The organism is Limnobacter alexandrii, assembly GCF_005871185.1.
In the GTDB taxonomy this organism is placed as follows: Bacteria; Pseudomonadota; Gammaproteobacteria; order Burkholderiales; family Burkholderiaceae_B; genus Limnobacter; species Limnobacter alexandrii.
Map to the genome: position 1 here is coordinate 216,874 of NZ_SWKN01000009.1, position 21,755 is coordinate 238,628.

The 21,755-nt window shown below is 48.2% G+C and carries 15 protein-coding genes; 6 read left to right on the top strand and 9 right to left on the bottom strand.

Annotated elements, in window-relative coordinates:
* Positions 1-3 precede the first annotated feature (3 nt).
* From FCS97_RS12785 to flgM, 6 genes are all read right to left on the bottom strand, one after another.
* Positions 4-2,277 (bottom strand): ATP-binding protein, encoded by a 2,274-nt coding sequence (locus FCS97_RS12785; RefSeq protein WP_138518818.1) that lies wholly within the window; start codon positions 2,275-2,277, stop codon positions 4-6.
* A 12-nt stretch (positions 2,278-2,289) separates the two neighbouring features.
* Positions 2,290-3,249 carry an ABC transporter substrate-binding protein gene (locus FCS97_RS12790; RefSeq protein ID WP_138518819.1) on the bottom strand — a complete coding sequence of 320 codons (960 nt, stop codon included), beginning with the start codon at positions 3,247-3,249 and terminating at the stop codon, positions 2,290-2,292.
* Between the two features lie 182 nt (positions 3,250-3,431).
* Positions 3,432-3,947, bottom strand: a complete 516-nt coding sequence (locus FCS97_RS12795) for a porin family protein (RefSeq protein WP_138518820.1) — start codon at positions 3,945-3,947, stop codon at positions 3,432-3,434.
* Between the two features lie 109 nt (positions 3,948-4,056).
* Positions 4,057-5,148 (bottom strand): fatty acid desaturase family protein, encoded by a 1,092-nt coding sequence (locus tag FCS97_RS12800; RefSeq protein WP_138518821.1) that lies wholly within the window; start codon positions 5,146-5,148, stop codon positions 4,057-4,059.
* A 30-nt stretch (positions 5,149-5,178) separates the two neighbouring features.
* Positions 5,179-6,291 (bottom strand): ferredoxin reductase, encoded by a 1,113-nt coding sequence (locus FCS97_RS12805; RefSeq protein WP_138518822.1) that lies wholly within the window; start codon positions 6,289-6,291, stop codon positions 5,179-5,181.
* Positions 6,292-6,491: 200 nt separating this feature from the next.
* On the bottom strand, positions 6,492-6,788 hold the full coding sequence (gene flgM / locus FCS97_RS12810; protein ID WP_138518823.1) for a flagellar biosynthesis anti-sigma factor FlgM: 297 nt from the start codon (positions 6,786-6,788) through the stop codon (positions 6,492-6,494).
* A 242-nt stretch (positions 6,789-7,030) separates the two neighbouring features.
* Here flgM and FCS97_RS12815 point away from each other — a divergent pair, with 242 nt between their 5' ends.
* From FCS97_RS12815 to FCS97_RS12835, 5 genes are all read left to right on the top strand, one after another.
* Positions 7,031-10,450, top strand: coding sequence for a TM0106 family RecB-like putative nuclease (locus FCS97_RS12815; protein ID WP_138518824.1), 3,420 nt, complete (start codon positions 7,031-7,033; stop codon positions 10,448-10,450).
* Between the two features lie 321 nt (positions 10,451-10,771).
* Positions 10,772-12,202 (top strand): ATP-binding protein, encoded by a 1,431-nt coding sequence (locus FCS97_RS12820; protein ID WP_171035312.1) that lies wholly within the window; start codon positions 10,772-10,774, stop codon positions 12,200-12,202.
* 16 nt (positions 12,203-12,218) lie between these two features.
* Positions 12,219-14,909, top strand: coding sequence for a Z1 domain-containing protein (locus FCS97_RS12825; protein WP_138518826.1), 2,691 nt, complete (start codon positions 12,219-12,221; stop codon positions 14,907-14,909).
* Positions 14,899-15,843 (top strand): PD-(D/E)XK motif protein, encoded by a 945-nt coding sequence (locus tag FCS97_RS12830; RefSeq protein ID WP_171035313.1) that lies wholly within the window; start codon positions 14,899-14,901, stop codon positions 15,841-15,843. Before FCS97_RS12825 ends, FCS97_RS12830 begins: the two co-directional genes overlap by 11 nt.
* Positions 15,844-15,846: 3 nt before the next feature.
* The gene (locus FCS97_RS12835) at positions 15,847-17,904 is read left to right on the top strand and encodes an AIPR family protein (RefSeq protein ID WP_138518828.1); all 2,058 of its coding nucleotides are present in this window, start codon (positions 15,847-15,849) and stop codon (positions 17,902-17,904) included.
* A gap of 179 nt (positions 17,905-18,083) precedes the next feature.
* Here FCS97_RS12835 and FCS97_RS12840 read toward each other — a convergent pair whose 3' ends face one another.
* On the bottom strand, positions 18,084-19,637 hold the full coding sequence (locus tag FCS97_RS12840; protein WP_138518829.1) for a DNA cytosine methyltransferase: 1,554 nt from the start codon (positions 19,635-19,637) through the stop codon (positions 18,084-18,086).
* 53 nt (positions 19,638-19,690) lie between these two features.
* Here FCS97_RS12840 and FCS97_RS12845 point away from each other — a divergent pair, with 53 nt between their 5' ends.
* Positions 19,691-20,128, top strand: coding sequence for a very short patch repair endonuclease (locus tag FCS97_RS12845; protein ID WP_138518830.1), 438 nt, complete (start codon positions 19,691-19,693; stop codon positions 20,126-20,128).
* Positions 20,129-20,176: 48 nt separating this feature from the next.
* Here FCS97_RS12845 and FCS97_RS12850 read toward each other — a convergent pair whose 3' ends face one another.
* Positions 20,177-21,121 carry an HNH endonuclease gene (locus FCS97_RS12850; protein WP_138518831.1) on the bottom strand — a complete coding sequence of 315 codons (945 nt, stop codon included), beginning with the start codon at positions 21,119-21,121 and terminating at the stop codon, positions 20,177-20,179.
* A 124-nt stretch (positions 21,122-21,245) separates the two neighbouring features.
* Complete coding sequence (locus FCS97_RS12855; protein WP_138518832.1) at positions 21,246-21,752, bottom strand: putative periplasmic lipoprotein; 507 nt, start codon at positions 21,750-21,752, stop codon at positions 21,246-21,248.
* Between the last annotated feature and the right edge of the window lie 3 nt (positions 21,753-21,755).

A 21,755-nucleotide genomic window follows, 5' to 3' on the forward strand; every position in this document is an offset into this window, starting at 1 on the left:
TTTTCAGGCCGCGACCGGTTTCACCAGTTTGTTGAGTACAAACATCAAGTCCTCGGGCCGAAGCGGCTTGTGAAGTACGGCATTCATCCCGGCCTCCAAAGCACGCCTCTCATCCTCTGGTCCCACTTCCCCGGTCAAACCGATCACTGGCAAGTCGGCGTTAAAAGGCTGTTTGCGTAACTCGCGTGTGGCCTCAAGACCATCCATCAAAGGCATTTGCACGTCCATCACCACCGCATCAAAACCATGGCCGTATTGCAACAAAAACGACAAGGCTTCCAGCCCGTTGTTGGCCTTGGTAATGTTGGCTTGTTTGCGCACCAAAATACCTTCAAGCACTTTCAAGTTCAAATCGCTGTCATCCACAATCAGCAGGTTCATTTTGTTGCGCAATGCGGTAGCTGAATTGCCTCGTGCCGCCAAACCGGTGGCATTGGTCCTGAACGCATTTTGCAGTTGCAAAGGTGTCAATGGCTTCACGTAAATGGCGCTGAAAATTTCACTGATTCCTTTGTCCAGCAAGCGTCGCGTGTCGTCACTGCCCAACAGTACGGCACAAGAAACTCCTGCCTGTCCGGTCGTCTTGACGAACTCCACCCAGGCTAGCCTATCAATTTGCTGCTTCGGAAAGTCAAGCACAATGCCAGCCACACCATGGGCCGCACTCAGCCATTGGCGTGCTTCATCCAGATTGCTGACAGAGACCAATTTGCGGCCCACCAGGGAACAAGCATGCAGCAAGGCCTGGCGTTGAAACTCGCTGTCTGCCACCAACAGCAAAGTGTCGTTGGTCCCATTGACTGTGCTGGTGGTCACTTGGGGTACCGCAAACTCCAGTTCTGCCCAGAAAGTGCTCCCGTGCCCCAACTCACTGTTGAAACCCAGGCTGCCATTCATCAACTCCACCAACTTTTTAACCAGGCTCAGGCCAAGCCCTGATCCGCCGAACTCCCGTGCAACTGAAGTATTGGCCTGGTGAAATTGCCTGAACAAATGGGCTTGACCTTGCGGAGAAATTCCCACCCCGGTGTCGCGCACCTCCACACGCAGGCGGCAAACTCCACCCTGATTGGAAAGCACTTGAAGCGACAGGTGCACATGCCCAAGCTGGGTAAACTTGATTGCATTGCCCACCAGGTTCACCACAATTTGCCGGAAACGCAATTCATCGCCCATCAATTCGCGTGGCAAATCGGTCGAGGGATCAATGATCAACTCAATCGGCTTGTTGGCAGCAGCGCCGGTCATGATGCCAGACACCTTGTCGATAAACTCAAGTGTCGAAAACGGCTTGGACTCCAGCTCCATGCTGCCCGCTTCAATTTTCGAAATATCCAGCACATCACTGACCAAATCAATCAGATTGCGCGATGTTTTCTCCAGGCTCTCCAGCAAAAGCTTCTGGTTACTCGACACGGACGTGTCCTTCAACAAATAAGTCAAACCCACAATGCCGTTCAACGGCGTGCGAATCTCATGGCTCATGTTGGACAAAAATTCTGTCTTGGCCTGGCTGGCCATTTCCACCCGGGCGTTGGCCTCGCGCAAACGCCTGTTTTTATGTGCCAGATTGTGGGCCATCTGGTTCACCGCCTTGGACACATCGCCCAATTCATCATTGGCATTCACCTCACACACCGCGTCTTCATTGCCATTGCGGATCTCGTCTGCCGTGCGTTTCAACTTGGCCAGCGGGTTCAACACACCCGTGCGCATTAACACCACCAACAAGGCAATCACCACCACAAAACTGCCCAGGCCAACCGACTCCAACAAGGTAAGGCCCTTCAAGTTTCTGGCTTGCGCATCATTCACTTGTGTCGCCCACTGATAACCCAATTCGGAAATTACCTGGGTTTCTGCAATCAAACGCTCAACAATCAAACTTTCTCGACGCTCAAGAAAATCTGCATTGTTGTTGCCGCGCACCGCGCTGTTGTTCAACTCATTGAAGATAGGCTTGAGTTCAGCAAGACTGCCCTGAATGTCCGAGAGTTCTTGCGGCGCGACAGACGAGTTCACGGTTGACCCAATCAGTCTTTCCAGCTCCTCTTGCGTGCGCACCCACGCATCAGCCACAGACGGCGATTTGAACAACACATACTCTTGGGTCAGCACCAAAAGGCTTGAGGACAAACGGGTAATGTTTTGCGCCTTTTGTGATTGCTCCAAACCCTTGAACTGTTCACTGAGAATAAACAGATTGCCCAGCACCAGTACCACTGCGCAAACAATGGTGCTAAGAATAGCCAGATTGATTTTGGTGGCAACGCGCACTAAACCTTCCCTTTATTGGAGCGACACAGCGCCCGGGTTCACTGCTTTCAAAAAATTCGGGTAGAAAAACCCGGTGTAATTGGGCTGGGCCAAGTCGCCCTTGACATGACCCTCGCGCAAAGCCCATCTCGCCTGCCCTTCCATTGTGCGCGGTAAAGAGCGATTCAAACTTAAACGAAACCTGTAGTCATCAAATATTTTCTCGATCAAAACCACGGGCACCCCCAATCTTTTTGCAGCCATGGCTTTGGCTTTCTCGGGGTGCGTTTGTATGAACTCGGTGCTGTCCTTCAAGGCACGGACCAATCGCTCAAGTTCCTTTGGTTTGCTGGCAATGACGCCCTGCATGGCAATCAAATTAAAGGTGGCGGTGTACAGCTTGGGGATGGGCACAAGTGCCACTTCAGAGCCCAATTGCAGTTCAATGCGTGAGGCAAAAGGCTCCCAAATGCACAGCGCGTCAACCTCCTTGTTCGCCAAGGCCGCCAAAGCAGTTTCCGGCGTGATCGCCTTCAAATTCACCTTGTCTGGATCAATCCCGTTATAAACCAGTACAGAGTCCAACACATATTGGCTTGCGCTGCCATTGACATACCCCAACGTTTTATTCCGAAGTTGGTCTGGCTGCGTTATTTTCGCATCAGCACGCGCCACAACTTTCAAATCGTTGGAAACACTGACAAAACTGGTCAAAATTGCAAAGTCGCTTCGGGTGAAGCTATTGAACACAACTGGCAACTCGGTGGCTGTGGACAGGTCGGTTTGGCCTTCGAGCATGTTTTTTATGCAGCGGTTACCGCCCACACAATTCACAAACTCCACATTAACGCCATGCTTTTGGAAAAACCCTTCCTCTTGGGCCACATACAAGGGCAGAGAGAGCAAGGTTTCAGACACGCCAATGCGCAAGGTTGCGGCCTGCGCAACAAGCGGCGACAACAAAAATCCGAGAAACAGTACGAGACGCAACATTCACATTCTCTGAGAACGGGGACACCCTAAAAGGGTAGCGGCATTGTTACATCAGAAAACTACCAAGAAGAAACACAAAAAGCCATCTCTTCCCGACATTGAATGATCAAACACTCAAGGAGTGTCGCAGGGCGTGAACAAAGGGAGTGGCCGTGGCTGGCACACCCCCGATTTACTTGAGTTTAGAACGCAAAAGTGGCTGTCAAATTCAGGCCATCAGCTTCAACATTGTCTTTGTCGTACAGCATCTCGTAACCGGCGCGAATGTTCACGCTGCCTGCGGTGTACATCACACCACCGCCGTAGCTGAGTGCACCGTCATCGTCGTTGGTGTTAAAACCAGGACCGCTGATGTTGGCATCCAAAAAGCCGTAACCCAAAGTGCCATACAACGAGAACTGGTTGTTCAAGGGCAATTTGCCCAAGAGATTGGCTCCAATGTAGGAATCGACCTTCGCGCGGAATGCGCCTGAGTTTTCTTCATCCACACCGGTCAACAAACGACCCTCAACCGCCAGATTGGGGCTAAGTTCATAGCCACCGACCACACCCAGGGTGTCGACATCAAGCTCGACTCCGCCGATACGGCTGTCAGTAATTCCCAGGCTGTTGTAAGTGGCGCCCAGGTAAGGGCCTTCAGCAAAGGCTGGGCTGGCTGCAGCGGCAGACAATACGGCAATAGAAATTAATTTTTTCATGGCTGACTTCCTCTGTTTGTTATGGATACTGCGCCCCCCTTGGGAGGGGGCACGGTGTCTAACGCAGGAAATTCGCCATTGGGTTACAAAAACCCGTAATACGCAGTAATCAGGCTGCTACGACTTCACGGTTCTTGCGCTTCAAACTGGGCAGGCTGTACTTGAATGCACGGCCCACCACAGTGGAGAACTGTTTGAACAAGGACGCCTTGTTGTAATGCTGTCCATAGCGTTTGCAGATTTCCTGCACTTCAACCGACATTTCCGCGTAGCGGTGCGCAGGCACCTCAGGAAACAGGTGGTGCTCGATCTGGTGGCTCAAGTTGCCCGACATGATGTGGAACAGCTTGCCGCCTGTCAGGTTCGACGAACCCTTCAATTGACGCAAATACCAGTGGGCCTGCGATTCACCATCAATAATCGACTTGTCGAACACCTCGGAATCGGCCGTGAAGTGACCACAGAAAATAATCACAAAGGTCCAGTAATTGCGAATGATGTTGGCAAGAAAGTTACCTGCCAAAACGGGCAGGAAGAAGGGACCAGCCAGCAGCGGGAAAAACACATAGTCTTTCAAAATTTGGCGCCCTGCCTTCTTGAAGGTCGGAATGGCACGGTCTTTGGTTTCCTTCAGGGTTTTCTCGCCGCTGACTACTTTTTCAAGCTCAAGGGTTTGCAAAGCCAGCAGGTTTTCAAAGAAGGTAGCCAGAATGACCATCAAAGGCACGTTCGCCAAGAAACGTGGTTCCCACTTTTGTTCAGGGAACAGGCGCAGTACTCCGTAACCGATGTCATGATCCTCACCCAGCACGTTGGTGTAAGTGTGGTGGCGATAGTTGTGGCTGTAGCGCCAGTTGTCGGCGGTACACCAAGTGTCCCACTCATAAGTTTGGCCCATCAGGCGCTTGTTCTGCATGAAGTCGTACTGGCCGTGCATCACATTGTGGCCCAGCTCCATGTTTTCCAGAATTTTCGACACGCCAAGTGTCAGCGTACCCAGAATGAATGCAGGCGGGAAGATGCCAGCCATCAACATACCGCGACCAGCGATCTCGGTGTAACGCACTGCTTTTTCAATTTTGGTGATGTACTTGGCATCGCGTTCGCCCACATCGGCCAAATGCTTTTGGCGAATCGCTTCAATCTCAGCACCGAACTGTTCCAGTTCAGCGGGGCTCAATTTGCGGTCAGCTTTTCTCATGATTTGCTCCAGTATTTTTAGGTTTTGCTTTTACAGGTCCAGTGAAACCGGGCCTTGGGCGGCGTTGATACACAAACGCAGCGCCGTGTTGTTGGTGCCGCACACCGATTTGTTCTGCATGTTTTGCGTGGTGCCTGTCAGCTTTTCGCATGAACAGGTGTTGCAAATGCCCATGCCACAACCGTGAGGTGGATTAATGCCCTGCTCTTGCAGCGCTTTCAAAAGGGGCTTGTTGTTGCTCACTTCAAGAATGCGATTGCTTTTGGTCAGGGTCACAGTGAATGTTTTGACCTCGGCGTTCTCGTCAATGCTCAAGGCCATGGGGGTAAATGATTCAGCGTGGAAGCTCTTGGGCGCGTCACCCAAAATGCCGCGCAGCGCAGTCATGAAACCATCGGGGCCGCAGGCATACACATCGGTGTTGTCTAGTGCACCAGCAACAGCTTCAAACTGCTCGGCGTTGGGGCGACCAGCCAAATCACCTTCAGCAAGGTTCGCACCACTTTCCAGCAGGCGGACATACTTGAAGTGTTCGTTGGTTTTCGCCTTCAGTGTTGCGTCAAACAACATGTCTTCCGGGTTACGGGCCCAGCTCATCAGCGTGACATCAGTCGGCCAGCCTTGGGCTTCCAGTGTTTCAATCAGGCTGATCATGGGTGTAATACCGCTACCGGCCGCAAGCAACAGCATGGTGGGGCGCTCGGTGTGCAAATTAGGCTGCGTATGTGAAAGAGTCATGTCACCGAACACATCACCCACTTCCACCACGGTGCCCACTTCCATGTTGTTCACAACGTGGCGAGAAACAAGACCGCTTGGGGTTTGCTTGATCGTCAAGCGCACCAAGCCACTTTCCGTGGGGGCGTTGCTGAAGCTGTATGAACGGGTGTGCACTACGCCATCAATCGTGATGCTCAGGTTCACGTGCTGGCCCGCTTCAAAACCCTTGAACAAGGCATTGGGGCGCAGCCACAGGCTGACTGCATCGGCTGTTTCGCGATCAATGCGCACCACCTCGGCCAGGCAGCGGTCAGCAGAATGGGTGCTGCCCGCTTGCTCAAGCCAGAAGGCAACGAATTCCTGACCCAGAATTTTGGAGAGTCCGCGGACTACTTTGTTGGACAGTTGGCTGTTGGTTCTCATTGCGTTTTCCACGTTAGTGAACAGATGTGCACCAATGTAACTAAAAACGCCTGTTTTTCGCAAGAGATTTTGCTGAAAAAACTAGAATAAAGTGTCAGAAGAGTACAACTGTACACTTATTTTATTGACTAAATAATTGATTGTATTGATATTTTTTTATTTGATTGAAATGGATTTTTTAAGTGAACACTTTTGAGAATTTACCCTCCCAACAGTGCTTTTTGATCATTAATCATGCGATCAGCCACTATGCTGGCATCAATTTTCAAGCCTCCCTCACTCAGCTGACGGCGAATCATTTCCACCTTGTCCGCATCAAATGGGGTGGTACTGTCCACCAACATGGTGCCCCTTGGCCTTGAGATTGACACCACCACGCTGGCACCATCCCGGTCTGCGGCGGTTTTCACCTCCGGTGGGCGCGAGGCGGCCAATGCGTCCGCCTTCTTGGGATCGGGCATGGTGAAGGCTATCGGGGGTTTGTCGCCAGAGATCATGGTGATGCTTAGAGTTGGATTATTTGGGCGGAAAAACAAAACGATATCGGGAATAAACGGCCTGTTGAATTAGCGAATACCGAAGTTCACCATCAGATATGCACTTACACAATGTAAGAACTTGTCAACTTCTACAAAAACTCAATCCACACGACATTCTTGAAAGTATTGAGTAAGGCTCATCTGTTGAGCTACTACTTATTTAAAGTACTCATTACGTTAATGTTCCTCGGCAAGGTGTTGTGCAAAAACATAAGCAACAAATTCTCTTTTCAGCTTCAGATCTAACTTACTTCGCCGAGTGCAAACACCGCACTTGGCTTGATCGCTGCCACCTTGATACGCCCATGGAGAAAACCGCCGAGACGGAATCCATGAGACTAATCATGGACAAGGGTTTGGAGCACGAGGCCGCGCATTTGAAGGCCCTTCAAGAACAAGGCTTGAATGTTGCTGTCATTCAAGCCGAAGACTTGGCCGAAAAGGTTCGACTAACCAGGGAAGCTATTCATAGCGGCGCAGACGTGGTGTTTCAAGCAACCCTACGCCGTGATACCTATATTGGACATGCCGACTTTCTACTTCGTACCAATAAGAAAAGCCCAACTGGGCATTGGGTTTACGAAGTGGCCGACACCAAACTTTCACACCACACGAAAACCAAATTTTTGGTGCAACTGTGTTTCTACAGTGACCTGCTCAGCGACATCACCGGGCAACTACCCGAACAAATTCACGTTGAACTGGGCAACAGGCACCGCGACACCTTTCGCGTGAATGATTACTTTGCTTACTACAGCAAGCTGAAGACTGATTTCGAACGCAGTCTAAGCAACCATTCTTCAACTGCGGCCTCCTACCCCGACCCCTGCGACTTATGCAGCATGTGCCACTGGCGCGACCGTTGTGATGAACAACGCCTGAAAGACGACCACCTTAGCCAGGTTGCGAATATTACTAAAACTCAAATCGTAAAGCTGAGCGCCCAAGGGGTCAGAACCATGAAGGCCCTAGCGCAACTGGCTGAGCCAGAGAAGATCAAAGGCCTACAAGAACCCACCCTGCTTCGTCTTATCGATCAGGCGGCTTTGCAAGTGCATGAAAATGAAACGGGCGAAGCGGTTGCGAAATGCTTGAACAATCTAGAACCCGGCAAAGGGTTTGAGCGCATGCCCCCGCCCGACGAAGGCGATTTGTTCTTCGACATGGAAGGCGACCCAATGTACCCCGAGGGCCTTGAGTACTTGTTCGGCGTGTATTACTTCGAGCTGGGTGAAGCCAAATTCAAAGCGTTTTGGGCACACAACCGCCCCGAGGAAGGACAAGCATTTTCGGACTTCATGAATTTTGTAAACAATCGATTAGCGCAATATCCCAATGCCCACATCTACCACTATGCCCATTACGAAAAAACTGCGCTAAAGCGCTTGATGAGCGTTCATGGCGTGCATGAAGATTCAGTAGACAATTTGCTTCGCCACCACAAGCTGGTCGACCTCTATAAAGTGGTGCGGGAGGGTTTGCGAATTTCCAAACCCAGCTATTCGATTAAGCAAGTCGAGAAGTTTTACAGCACTGCCCGCACAGTGGAAGTAACCAATGCAGCAGATTCAATCGTGGTATATGAACGCTGGCGGCACGAGCAAAACCCAGCATTGCTTCAAAGCATCGAAGACTACAACTTCGACGACTGCAAATCGACCTGGGAACTGCGCCAATGGTTGTTAAAACAACGCCCCGCAACTGCAGCTTGGTTTGACAAGAATCGCGAACTGCCAACCAAGCCACTGAGCGACAAAGACATTCAACGCGCTGAACTGCGCGCGCAAAACCAGGCTATTCATGAGGCCTATTTGGCTGAACTACCTGCTCGCTTGGCCAACGGAGTACGCACACAAAACCTGCCACGCAGTTATCAGCAACTGCTCTTTCAAATGATCGACTTCCACAAGCGGGCTGCCAAGCCAGGCTGGTGGGCAATATTCGAACGCATTGAAGCCGAGGTAGAAGAACTTCTTGATGACATGGAAGTAATCGCCAACCTTCAGTTTGCTGACAAACTAGTCAACGGGAAAATACCCCGCCAAACCAAATGGAAGTTCCCGGAACAGGAATTCAAATGCAAGGCAGGCGACGGAATCAAAATACTCGACCCGGATGAAATGGTTAGCGGCACCATTCACAGTATTGATGAAGACAATTGCGAATTGGTGCTTAACTGCACACGATTGCCCCTGAAATATATCGATCCAGGGCAAACCATGCACATATCAGCAGGCGCCCCGTTTGATGCGGACATTATTGCTGACGCAGTTCGCCGATTCGTTGAAAGCGAAATTGAGGGTGATTCAGATCACGCTGCAGTTCGACAGTTTTTACTTCGACAGCCGCCACGCTTTTTTAACAAGATGCCTGGCGACATTCTGGTTCAAGATGAAAAAGTCTGCGGGCAAACCACACTGCAACAAACACTGGCCCTGGTCAGCAACATGAACAAAAGCTGTTTATTTGTTCAAGGCCCGCCAGGCACTGGCAAAACTTACACAGGCAGCCACGTGATTGCAGAGCTGATTCGCCAAGGCAAAAAAGTAGCGATTAGTTCGAACAGCCACAAAGCCATCAACAACCTGGTTGAACGCACTGCGCAGGTTTTGGAACGCATGGGGCACAGCTACGACGGCATAAAAATTTGCAGCAAGGAAGACCAAGAAGTTGAAGGTTACGGGCTGACGAATTGCCAAAAGAAAGACCTGTTTGACGATGAGGCGTTGACCAAACAGGAAGCCCCTGATTTGCTAGCGGGTACGGCCTGGCTGTTTTCCAGCTGGCAGCTGTTGAATTGCTTCGACTACCTGTTCATAGATGAAGCAGGCCAAGTGGCCACCGCCAACACTGTGGCCATGGGCCAATGCGCCGACAACATTGTGCTGCTTGGCGACCAAATGCAATTGGGCCAACCCATACAAGGTGATCACCCTGGTGAAAGTGGACTTTCCACACTTGAATACCTACTAGGCCACAAGGCGACCATACCCGCAGACACTGGCGTATTCCTAGACCAAAGCTTTCGGATGCACCCCGATGTGTGCAATTACATTTCCAACACCTTCTACGAAGGCCGATTGCGAAACGCACCGCAAACAGAAAAACAGGGGCTGATATTGAGTGGCTGGCTGGCCAATAAGTTTTCAGCAACTGGGGTGTACTGCTTCCCGGTGGAGCATGACGGTAACTCGCAGAGAAGCATTGAAGAAGCTGATGCCATCAAACGGATGTATTTGGAATTGATGGAGCAGCGCTTTATTGGACCGAAAGGTGAAGTGCTGCCTATGAACGCTGAGGAAATCATGGTGGTTGCACCATACAACGCGCAAGTCAACCTACTAAAACGAGTCCTTCCTGAAGGCGCACGGGTTGGTACAGTGGATAAATTTCAAGGGCAAGAAGCGCAAGTGGTGCTGGTTTCAATGACCACGTCGAATGAAAACCACATGCCAAGGTATTTGGAGTTTTTATTTAGTCGGAACCGGTTGAATGTTGCTGTGAGCAGGGCCAAGAGCTTGGCGGTGGTGGTGATGAGCCCGGGCCTAGCGGAGGTAAGAAGTGAGAAGCCGGAGACGTTGGGGTTGATAAATACGTTTATTGGACTGGTGGAAAAATAATAATCAACATTAAAGGATTCCAAACGTTACTTTTTGGTAGTCTAAATAAAATACAGGAACCTCCTGTAAATTAAAAAAATGTAAATTATATAATCTACTTTTTTGGCAGATATTATTATCTTAACTTCATAATTTAATTAATTAATTCACCGCCTTTTTACAAAAATACAATTTTATTCCTAGTAAAAATATTTTCAAATTAGGCAAAAATATTTCTCAATTCTGAAAAAATAAATTTACTAATTTTTAATAAGGCCCTACCTATTTATGCGCGATGATCCACAAATAATAGCCATTGAGTTAACGCCACGTGCCTCCGTAATGATCGAAGCCATGCGAGATATTGGCTATTCTTTTGACTCTGCTGTTGCGGACATCATTGACAACAGTATTGCTGCAGGTGCCAACGAGATAAAGCTGCGGTATGGCTGGGAAGCAGACCTCCCATGGATTGCCATAATCGACAATGGCGAGGGTATGAGCCGCGCGCAATTGCTCGAAGCACTAAGGCCTGGATCAAAGGATCCAAGACTTGAGCGCGAGAAAAATGATCTCGGGAGGTTTGGTTTGGGATTAAAAACAGCTTCTTTTAGTCAATGTCGAGAATTGACGGTACTTTCTTGCCAAGCTTCGACCTTGAATGTAATGCGCTGGGACCTTGATCGAGTGTCAGAAACTGACCGCTGGGAAATTACTGAACTAAGTGCTGAGGAATCGTCCTCGCTGCCTTGTGAATCACCTAACTCTAGCAAGGGTACCACGGTGTTGTGGCGGAAGCTTGATCGTCTAGAGCTTGCTGGGCTTGGCGAAATGGGACACGAAGCGTTTAATGAACTGATGTTCTCGGTGCGTCAGCATCTGTCGAGAATTTTCCATCGATTCTTGGCTGGGGAACCCGGACTGAGAAAAATCAGTATGACTATAAATGGGACAGCAATCGAGCCTTATGACCCTTTTGCAGAATCCAATATTGCAACTCAAAAGTTTCCTGTCGAGATTGTACGTTTCAAGGATAGTCAAGTTACCGTTCAAGCATTTGTATTACCGCACCATTCAAAGATAACTGCAAAAGAGTACGAACGGCTAGCAGGACCCGAGGGGTATCTTAGGAATCAAGGGTTTTATATTTATCGAAACCGTCGCCTGATTATTTGGGGAAGTTGGTTTAGACTCGCTCGTCAAGAAGAGCTGACCAAGCTTGCAAGGATCAAAATTGATATCCCTAACAATCTAGATAATCAGTGGGGTATTGATGTTCGCAAGGCACGAGCTAATCCGCCGCTAATTGTTAGAAACAGACTGAAGCAAATCATTGAACAGATACGGACAGGAGCCAAAAGACCTTATACGTTAAGGGGGAGGGTTGCCATAGAAAGTGGTGCGGTGCCCGTATGGGTCCGAAAGATCCACAATGAAAAGATTGAGTACCTTATCAATGACGAACATCCCTTGATTGCTGAACTGATTTCAAATCTTCAAGATACGGAAAGATCTCGTTTAAGACAGATACTTAGAATGTTTGGCCAAGCCTTTCCTGCAGCCACATTTTTTAGCGATTACTCAAATGCCCCCAAGCAGTTGGAATCTGGCCAGCTGGATATTGAAGCCATGGTTTCGCTTGCGACTTTACTTCTCCAATCAAATTCGCAACTTGATACAACAGGAGCGATAGCGTTGCTAGGAGGTATGGAGCCTTTCAACCGATACCCTGAACAACTTGGCGTAATTACAAAACGTGCGATGGCAAACTAAATAAAAGAGGAAAAAAATGTCATTTCAAAATCTTCAGAACAGCGCAATCGGCCTGCTTTCGAATATGCCCAACCGCACCCCTGAGCAAGTTAGGGTTGTCCTAAAAACGTTGTTACCCCTGTTCCCCCAACTTTCAGATCTAGTATCAGAAAGCCAAATCGAGGAAGTTGCTCGACAGATTGAAACCCAGCTTTCCATTACGATGCAGGACGCTTCTACCATTCAAACGGATTTTGAGGAATGGCTGCCTGGCCGCCGCTCCGAAATGGTTCCTTACTACTATGACCGTTATAGAAAGTATCTTAGTAGCAAGGGATTTGGAACAGCGGTTCTAGGTGTATTGGACAAAGATACGGATAAGGTAGTGGGGTTGATGCAAGATCCAGATAAGTCTGGACGATGGGCGAGGCGTGGCTTAATAGTAGGAAATGTACAGTCGGGAAAGACGGCCAATTACACTGGTGTTATCTGCAAGGCCGCAGATTATGGATATAAATTCATTGTCATTCTCACAGGTATTCAAGAAGATCTGCGAATCCAGACTCAGGAACGAATCGAGGAGGGTTTCGTAGGTATCAGTTCAGAGGCAACATCCGGAAAAGATTCCGCTATTGGAGTTGGTCTTTATGGCCTTGAACGACGCCCCATTTGCCTCACTACTCGCGCAGATGATTTCAGGGCTAACGCGAGAGACTTGGGTGTTTCCTTGCAGTCACTGAGCGAACCGCTTGTCTTGGTGATGAAGAAAAACTCTCGCACACTAGCCAATCTGATTGACTGGCTGGAGATTAGAAACCGGCAAGCGGGTGCCAGGATTAGTAGCATCCCGATGCTTCTAGTTGATGATGAGGCTGACAACGCATCAGTAAACGTTTCAAAGACAGAAGATTCTCCTTCAGCAATTAACGACCGAATCCGCAAACTCCTCGATTCATTCGACAAGAATGCCTACTTAGGCTATACAGCGACTCCATTTGCGAACATCTTCATCGATCCAGACGGGAAAGACGCGATGGAGCGTGAAGATCTTTTTCCGAGAGATTTCATAATATCTCTTGATGCACCATCGAACTATGTGGGAGCGTCTAGGATATTTCACGAGTCTGGGGATTTGCATGAGACGCTCGTTACAGTGGATGACCATTCCGAGGTCTTGCCTGAGCGGCACAAGATATCTCACCCACTATCGCAAATTCCCGAAAGTCTCAAGGACGCGGTACGTACGTTCGTGCTGTCGAGAGCTATTCGAATCGTTCGCGGTCAGGACAAAAGCCATTCGTCAATGCTGGTGAACGCCTCGCGTTTCAATGACGTGCAGACAAAACTGACTGGCCTTGTATCCGACCATTTAAACTCGATACGTTCAGCTTGTATTGGTCACGCTGGGTTAGCCGAAAAAGAGGCCCTTGCCGACCCTGAGTTAAATAAGCTCAAGGAAACATGGACAGAACGATATGAAAATAAACTACCCGAAAAGTGGAAGGAGATTCAAGCCGCACTGGTAAGGGCAGTTGGTCCCATTGAGGTCAGAAAGGTAAACAGTAAGTCACCCGACAAACTAGACTACAGGCGCTACAGAAATGAAGGGCTTCATGTAATTGCAATCGGAGGATTTGCACTGTCACGAGGTTTTACTTTGGAAGGACTTACCGTCAGTTATTTTTTGCGCAACTCAATGATGTACGACACGCTACTGCAGATGGGTCGCTGGTTCGGATATCGCGACGGTTATTCAGATGCTTGTCGTATTTATATGACTGACGAAGCTATTGATTGGTATGCGCATATTTCTGAGGCAAATGATGAGTTAAGGCATGAGTTCAACAGAATGGAACGAGCTGGGGCCAAGCCCGTTGACTTTGGCCTCAAAGTCAGAGCACACCCTGAATCCTTGATTGTCACAGCCCGAAACAAGATGAAATCTGGCCAAAAGATACGTCACTCAGTATCCCTTGCCGGGAAAATGATCGAGACACAACGTTTGCGAACTGATGCCACAGCAACAAACAGGAAGGTTCTTAGCAACCTTCTAGATTCTTTAGCCCATATCGGCATGCCGGATACTACAGGTAATTTTGGGTACTTGTGGACTAACGTGGCTGTTGCATCATTGGTGCGAAATTTTGTTTCCAACTTCCAGAATCACGATGATGTTGCATTGATCACACAGGCGGAACCAGTCAACGCCTATATTAAAGCACGGGAAACAGACGAGCTTGCTTATTGGGATGTATGTCTGTTTAGCCCCGCAAGTGGTACCAAAGCCACCGAATCCTTTGGTGGTTTTATACCAAATGTCCAGGCCCGATCTTCATTATGGAAACGGAGCCCCTCTGGTGTGGAATATATCGCGGTTAGTGGCAAGGCTCTGAGGGTAGGAAGTCGAGGACAAGTCAAGGTCGGCATGACTGAAACAGAGCGAAGAACAGCGGAATTATCATGGCCTAAAGAAAGTGATATCCCGGACTATCACTACATCCAGCATCGCACACGCCCCTTGCTTATGCTTCACGTCTTGGATATTTGGGACAAAGAAACTGACAAGGAGAGACAAAATGCCGCTGCTTTATCTAATGTTGTCGCGTGGGGAATAGCATTTCCAAATTCCGGATACAGGACGACCGAAGTCACCTACGTGGTAAATACGACTTGGTGGGCAGAGAATTTTGGCGTCGACGAAGGTGATGGAGAAGCAGATGAAGACTGAAAACCCTTGGGGAGGCTTGTCTCGGCCTGGAGTGGGCGAACTCAGCGCTAAGCGAGCAGATGCCGCTCACCCGTTCGATTTTTTCCACGCATTAAATCATGATGGGCAACTAATGCTGATTTTGCGATTGAAATCAGCAAGTATTGAACATCGAAAATTACCTCGCTTGAAGGGTTTGAAAGTTCAATGGACTTCCAATAGTTCATCACTTCAGTTGATCCTCGCTGAGTCGAGGGATGTAGATCTTTTTACCTTGATCTGCAAGGATCTTATGCGGACAACCTTTTCTGCGGGTTCGGATATTGACTGTCTTGAATCGCTTTGCACTCGACTACTCAAGTGGCAACGGTTGCTATCAAAAGGTGGCCCACGCCTTTTATCGGAGCAAGAGATCCGCGGCCTATTTGCAGAGTTGATTTTTTTTCAAGAGGAACTTCTGCCCCGGCTAGGGCCTGATGCACTGGGGGCGTGGAAGGGACCATCTGGATTTCCTCAGGATTTTACGGTTGATGATAAAGTCTTTGAAATCAAGTCGCATCTTGTAGGGTCTCCACAAACTATTCGTATTTCTTCTACCGCGCAATTGTGGGTTGAAAGTGCGGACCTTTTCCTTTGCGTATATCACTTGGCGGAGCATTTAACCGGCGGGCGGAGTCTTGCGTCCCTGATTAACAACATTGCCACAGCCCTGAGTTCATGGAGTTCCGCAGTCGAGGAGTTCGAAGAGAAACTGGCGAGTTTGGGATATCTTGAAATGCCAGAATATCATTCGCGTGAGTTTTCAATAATTCAACGGGATACATTCATTGTTAGTGGCGGTTTTCCTCGAATCACTCCCTTTGATGTTCGCTCTGGTATCAGCGAAGTGAATTATGGCATTCAACTGGCTGCCTTGTATCCGTTTCAAACCACTCTTGATTGGAGCGACGCATAGCCTATGAAAGACGATTATTTTCTCGCCGAGATCCTACAACAAGTAAATGCTAGGTCCCTAGCCACTTCAGATTTTTCCGAACCTGCTTTTGCATCTGTTGTAGCTGAGGCGTTGGTTGATTCAGGGGCTATACTTGGGTTCGAACCCGCTTTTTTCTCACATAAGGGCATGCGAGTCGACGGGTATAACTATTCTGAAGAAGAAGCCACCCTTGATCTGTTTGTTGTCGATTTTCACGATGATCCTCAAGTGCAAAGCCTAACGCAGACGCAACTTGAAACTTTTTTGAAACGCGCCGAAACGTTCTTTGAGCGAGCCGTTGATAATGATCTTGCGTGGGAGGTTGATGTGGGAAGCAGCATCTGGAGCTTGGCTAGGCAACTCGCGCAGATGGGAGAGTCGATAGTTCGTATCAGGTTAAACGTTCTTTCTAATGCAAAACTCTCGAATAAGGTAAAGACACTTCCTACGAAAAAGAAAGGTGATAGAGAGTGGGCTTTGAAGGTATGGGATCTGTTAGCGATTGGACGGATGCTGTCTACAGGAGAACCCGAACCTATCATTATCAACTTTAAAGAAATGTTTGGCAAAGGTCTCCCCTGCCTCCCCGCGAATTCGGGTGGAAATGAGCTTGATTCTTATCTGACCGTTATTCCAGGGGATTGGCTAGCAGAAATATACGATCTGTACGGCGGTCGGCTTCTAGAGCAAAATGTACGGACGTTTCTTCAGGCCACTAGGGGCGTCAATAAGGGTATTCGAAAAACCATTCTTGAAGAGCCTCAAATGTTCTTTGCCTATAACAATGGCATTTCGGCTACTGCTGCAAAGGGAGAATTCGATGTGCAAGGCGAGCAAATTCTGCTCAACCGCCTTGAGAATCTGCAGATCGTCAATGGAGGCCAAACAACAGCATCAATTTTTAACGTCATGAAGCGGGATAAAGCAGAGAACCTTGATCGAGTGCGGGTACAGATGAAGCTCTCTGTGGTCCAGCCTGATTTAGTGGATGCAATCGTTCCACGAATCTCGCTTTTTGCAAACAGCCAAAACAAGGTAAGCGATGCCGACTTCTTCTCCAACCATCCTTTTCACAGGCGTGTAGAAAACTTTTCGCGGAATGTATGGGCACCAGCTGGCGAGGGTACTCAGCAAATGACCCACTGGTTCTACGAGAGGGCAAGGGGGCAGTATAGCAATGCATCTGCATATCTGACGACCTCAAAAAAGAAGGAGTTTGAAGTTCAGAACCCTAGGAAACAATTGATTCATAAAACTGATATTGCCAAGGTATTGGTGACCATCATGTGTATGCCACACATAGTTAGCCAAGGGGCTCAAAAAAACTTCAAGTTTTTCGCTGAAAATGTTACCGGGCGATGGGGGGACGAAGGAGTTGCATTTGGTGAGGATTGGTTTAAGGGAATTATTGGGGCCACCATCGTCTTCCGGACTCTCGAACGTCTGGTGGGACAGGCGGATTGGTACGCGCAAGGTTACAGGGCCAATACTGTTACCTACTCAATTTCACTTTTGATTCACCGCCTCAAGAGCAAACAGATGGATATCGATTTCATGAAAATATGGAATCGTCAAGCAACTTCCACCAGCCTTAACAAGGCCCTTCTGCGGATTGCACATCAGGTTCAATCAAGAATCATCAAGGCAGCAGATACTTACAAGGTCGTTAACGTGACCGAGTGGTGCAAGCGTGAAAAATGCTGGGAAGATATTTTGCAATCAGTCGAGGTCCTGCTCGACGGAGATCTGGCAAGAGATCTGGTTAATGCTCATGAAAAAGAGAGCGCTCAAAGATCTGCTAGACGAGAGCAAAAGGTTTTGAATGATATTGAGGCGCAAACTTATGTCGTTGGTCGCGGGGCCTCCTACTGGTCAAAGATACATCGATGGGCTAGTGAAGGTTTAAGTATGACACCGAGCGAAATTGATTTTCTTAGCCTTGCTGCGGCAATGTCAAGCAGGAAAATTCCTTCTGGTCCACAAAGCCAGAAAATCATACTTGCAGAGAAAAAAGCTCTATCTGATGGCTTTAAACCATAACTTAGCAAAAATGGAAATTTCCTTGCCTTTTGGAAAGTAAGTCAAGCCGATACGGCATGGTGATGGACCAATTTTATCCTATTTAAAATGCTCTCATTCTATTTTTAACATTGAGGATTGATCGCTTGTTTTCGTCGACTGTGAACTTTTGCAAACACCACGAGCATAATATTAAAAACTCAACTTTGTCGATCAACCTGAATAAATTTAGCCACGATAGAAGCGATCTTGTTAGCCAATAGGGGAGGCACAGCATTACCAACTTGATGATATTGTTGAGTACGATTACCTTCAAAGAAGTAGTTGTCAGGAAAAGTTTGCAGTCTCGCAGCCTCGCGCACAGTTAAGCTGCGGCATTGCAGCGGGTCATAATGGATGAAGTAATGCCCGTCTTTCGATATATGGCTAGTAATTGTGGTTGAAGGTCGCGTTGCTACTTGGACGCGAAATCGATCTGCAAAGCTACCGCTTTCCCAGTTTTTGTGTTCGGGTCTCAACATCTCGAGATTGAAATCTAGATGTCCCTTTGGAGAAACCCCAAGCTCTTGAGCAAATAGAGCGGCATAAACATAGCGTCCAAGGTCGCTGCGCATGTGGCCTCGCGCTTCATGATTTAGCCAACAACCAGCCAAACGATCATCCAGCAACCATTCGTCTAAAGTGGACACTCCTGTACGTCCATCATAATTAATGTCTCCACCCACATATCGGAGAGCTCCAATTTGTTCTGATCGAAAATCTGATTGACTGACCTTTGCGAGCGTAGGCTGCAAGGCGGGGCGTGATTGCTTAGCCAGATTCGCAGCATACCAACGAATTACATTTTGCCAGTTTTGTACGCTGTCAACCTCCTTGCTAAGGCGGCTTCGCAAAGGCGGCAACTTGCCTATTGCTTGGGCCACACTCACATGTTCCTGAACAGGCGCCAACTTTGGGTGCGGCAAGCCAGAATTGAAGTCCTCCCTAATACCCAGCAGAATTACGCGATGTCTCGCCTGTGGGATGCCAAAATTTTCAGCACGGATAATGTAGTCAGCGGGATTAATTGCAGATGGCTCATCATCAGCATGAAACTCGGTATCGCAAACAAGTGAACAGATACGATACTTTAGGTCGTGCTTTGCCAGACCAAGGGCTTCACCCGGGGCTGCCAAGTCCCGCAGAATTGAGTGAAAAATATGTTCGTTCCCGACCTTGGCAGAAAGGATACCCTTCACGTTTTCCATTACGAATATCGCTGGCTGATAGCGACCAATGATATTGAGATATTCACGATACAGGAAGTGACGGTGATCTTCCTCGGCTTTGTATTCGTTGTTACCCTTGTTGCGCGACCGTCCCGCCAGCGAGTAGGCTTGGCAAGGGGGGCCCCCAATCAATACCCAAGGCTGTTCATGACCCAGTTCTTTCCTATCCAGAATGTCGTAAAGGTGGGTATTGCCCGCAATACTACCCAGCTCAATAATTTGAGCTTCAGCATTCGCATGAGCCCAAGCATTCTCGCTACCCTTGCTCACGGGCGAGGTACTTTGCCCGAGACAATAAGAAAAATAGTCTTTCAGCATTTCTGGCTTATTACGGCTTAGATAACGATAAAAAGCTCGTAGACGAAGTGTCTGCCGAGCAACTGGATCTTTCTCGGCAGAGACTACGATATCGAATTCACTATCGTGACTCGCAAAACCTTCACCCAAACCACCTGGGCCTGCAAACAAATCGACAACTAAGGTCATAAGACTACAATAGAATTTATTTGGGTCATAAAGATATCAGGAATGATGGCCGAATGACAGATATTGTAGATAAGCAAACTCGCTCCAGAATGATGAGCAATATTCAGAGTGCAGATACAAAACCAGAAATGGCAGTACGCCGCATACTTTACAGTGCCGGTTTACGCTATCGACTTCATGTCCCTACTCTGCCTGGCAAACCCGACATAGTCATGCAAAGGTATAAGCTTTGCATTTTCGTTCACGGATGTTTTTGGCACCGTCACTTCAACTGTAAGTATGCTTCGACGCCTGCTACTCGCAGTGAGTTTTGGCAAAAAAAGTTCATGCAGAACAGCTTGCGGGATCGAGCAGCTGTTGATGCACTGAAAGAACAGGGATGGCGTGTGTTCATACTTTGGGAATGCGGAATTAAAAAGCAATCTTTAGATTGGTTGCCAAGCGTTGTAGCCAGTCCTGTCAATTCGCTCGAATGGCCTCAACTCAACTAGTAGAGACCAGTTACCCTCACGACATCGGAATCACAATCCTCCTCATACTTATCCCTTAAACACAACTTTCCGGTGATACTTCAAATATTCCTCACGCCGAGCATTCCTGAATTTTTCTGGGAGAAACCTTTCTTCCTCCAGCCCAAGACATTTCCTAGCAGATTGACTAAGTATCGATGACTTCAACACACGCCACTCTTCATCGAACGCCACTAGGCCAGCGTCAAACGCTGCATCCCAAAGTGATGATAATAAAAGCCCATTATCACAACATCCTCTAGCATCTGGATTATTTTCACAGTGCGCCCAAGGCTGTATATGCGATGCGATCAATAGCTCTTTGCCCTCGATGCCCGACATCCAACAAACCTCACCGGCGATATCTAGAAGAGCTGATCGAAAAGCTCCCTGACCAAAACGAACCTTGACCACTGCCTCCCGTTCGCCTGCACTAAGGTTCGTGGTATCACTTTCCAGCGTTCTTTGAACATTGTCAGTAATCATTGATGAATTAGGCGCCTGCGGTTGTGCAGCCTTGGAATCAGTAACCAAGCGCTCGGCCTCTTTAACCGTAAACGACTCTTTGATAGAAAAATACCAGTTCAAAACACGTTGAAATTCTGCCGGAGTCGAGACAGAGACACGCATAGCAGAATTAAATTTTGGATTGATAGACGGCAACCGGGCGGCCGACGAAGACAAACCCTTATCGCCAGTTTTACCTTGATATCCCATGGGATACCTTTCTGTGACAATCGCCTGAGGAAAGGTATTTTCAGGAAAAATATCGCCCGAGACCGATCTCTGATTCATATAAATGGTCACTCCATTTTGAGTGCCCTTTCTTACAATCGCGATATGTCTACCTGAGCGACCAAATCGGTATGTTTTATCAACATGTGCCACACCTTTCTTAGGTCCAATTTCGGCAAAAAATGGCGTGATGCCATCTATCTTCTCGGTAATAGTTTTTGCAATCTCAGGGGTAATCATTAAATCTTCCGCGTATATCGAAGTTGTCTTCTCAATCAGATTTCGATTGACGTTGTGGAGCAATATAAATTTCGCTTAGCCAAGTCATTCACAAGGCAAGCGAAACATCGATCAAAAAAATATGTTATCGAATCGAGGTTGTTTCTGTTCTCTTTTCTTGAGCACTTTCTTTTTCAAGAGTGATGGTAGTCGTATTCGGGTACTGCCACATGGCCCCAGTCACCATGTCGGTAATACCCAAATCGATAAATACCCCACCCACGACACCTGCCGTGTCAGCTGAGCTTACCAAGCGGGTAATCTTCTGGGCATGCCCTTCAGCCTGACACTTCACCAAAATATCGTCCTTATCCTTACCCACAGTCACTGTGTTATTTCGGGCATTGATCGATCCAATTTCACCATCACCATCACGACTCAAAGTACACCGTGTTTCTTGGGGATCCAAGTTAAAAACCAAGGTTTGGCTAGTACCTTTGGTGATCGATGCACAACCAGTGGCAAACAACACAACAAGCAACGCCGGGACATATATCTTCATGGTGGGTCTCAAATAAAGAGGGTTATGCAGCCAATTCTGTTGGCGGCTGTCTGGGAATATCCCCAAACATGAACCCAGTTTGAACACCATGAA

Excerpts from the sequence above, each read along its gene's own strand:
- FCS97_RS12790 (WP_138518819.1), bottom strand. The coding sequence starts at position 3,249 with ATGTTGCGTCTCGTACTGTTTCTCGGATTTTTGTTGTCGCCGCTTGTT.
- FCS97_RS12795 (WP_138518820.1), bottom strand. The coding sequence starts at position 3,947 with ATGAAAAAATTAATTTCTATTGCCGTATTGTCTGCCGCTGCAGCCAGC.
- FCS97_RS12800 (WP_138518821.1), bottom strand. The coding sequence starts at position 5,148 with ATGAGAAAAGCTGACCGCAAATTGAGCCCCGCTGAACTGGAACAGTTC.
- FCS97_RS12805 (WP_138518822.1), bottom strand. The coding sequence starts at position 6,291 with ATGAGAACCAACAGCCAACTGTCCAACAAAGTAGTCCGCGGACTCTCC.
- flgM (WP_138518823.1), bottom strand. The coding sequence starts at position 6,788 with ATGATCTCTGGCGACAAACCCCCGATAGCCTTCACCATGCCCGATCCC.
- FCS97_RS12820 (WP_171035312.1), top strand. The coding sequence starts at position 10,772 with ATGATCGAAGCCATGCGAGATATTGGCTATTCTTTTGACTCTGCTGTT.
- FCS97_RS12825 (WP_138518826.1), top strand. The coding sequence starts at position 12,219 with ATGTCATTTCAAAATCTTCAGAACAGCGCAATCGGCCTGCTTTCGAAT.
- FCS97_RS12830 (WP_171035313.1), top strand. The coding sequence starts at position 14,899 with ATGAAGACTGAAAACCCTTGGGGAGGCTTGTCTCGGCCTGGAGTGGGC.
- FCS97_RS12835 (WP_138518828.1), top strand. The coding sequence starts at position 15,847 with ATGAAAGACGATTATTTTCTCGCCGAGATCCTACAACAAGTAAATGCT.
- FCS97_RS12840 (WP_138518829.1), bottom strand. The coding sequence starts at position 19,637 with ATGACCTTAGTTGTCGATTTGTTTGCAGGCCCAGGTGGTTTGGGTGAA.
- FCS97_RS12845 (WP_138518830.1), top strand. The coding sequence starts at position 19,691 with ATGACAGATATTGTAGATAAGCAAACTCGCTCCAGAATGATGAGCAAT.
- FCS97_RS12850 (WP_138518831.1), bottom strand. The coding sequence starts at position 21,121 with ATGATTACCCCTGAGATTGCAAAAACTATTACCGAGAAGATAGATGGC.
- FCS97_RS12855 (WP_138518832.1), bottom strand. The coding sequence starts at position 21,752 with ATGGTGTTCAAACTGGGTTCATGTTTGGGGATATTCCCAGACAGCCGC.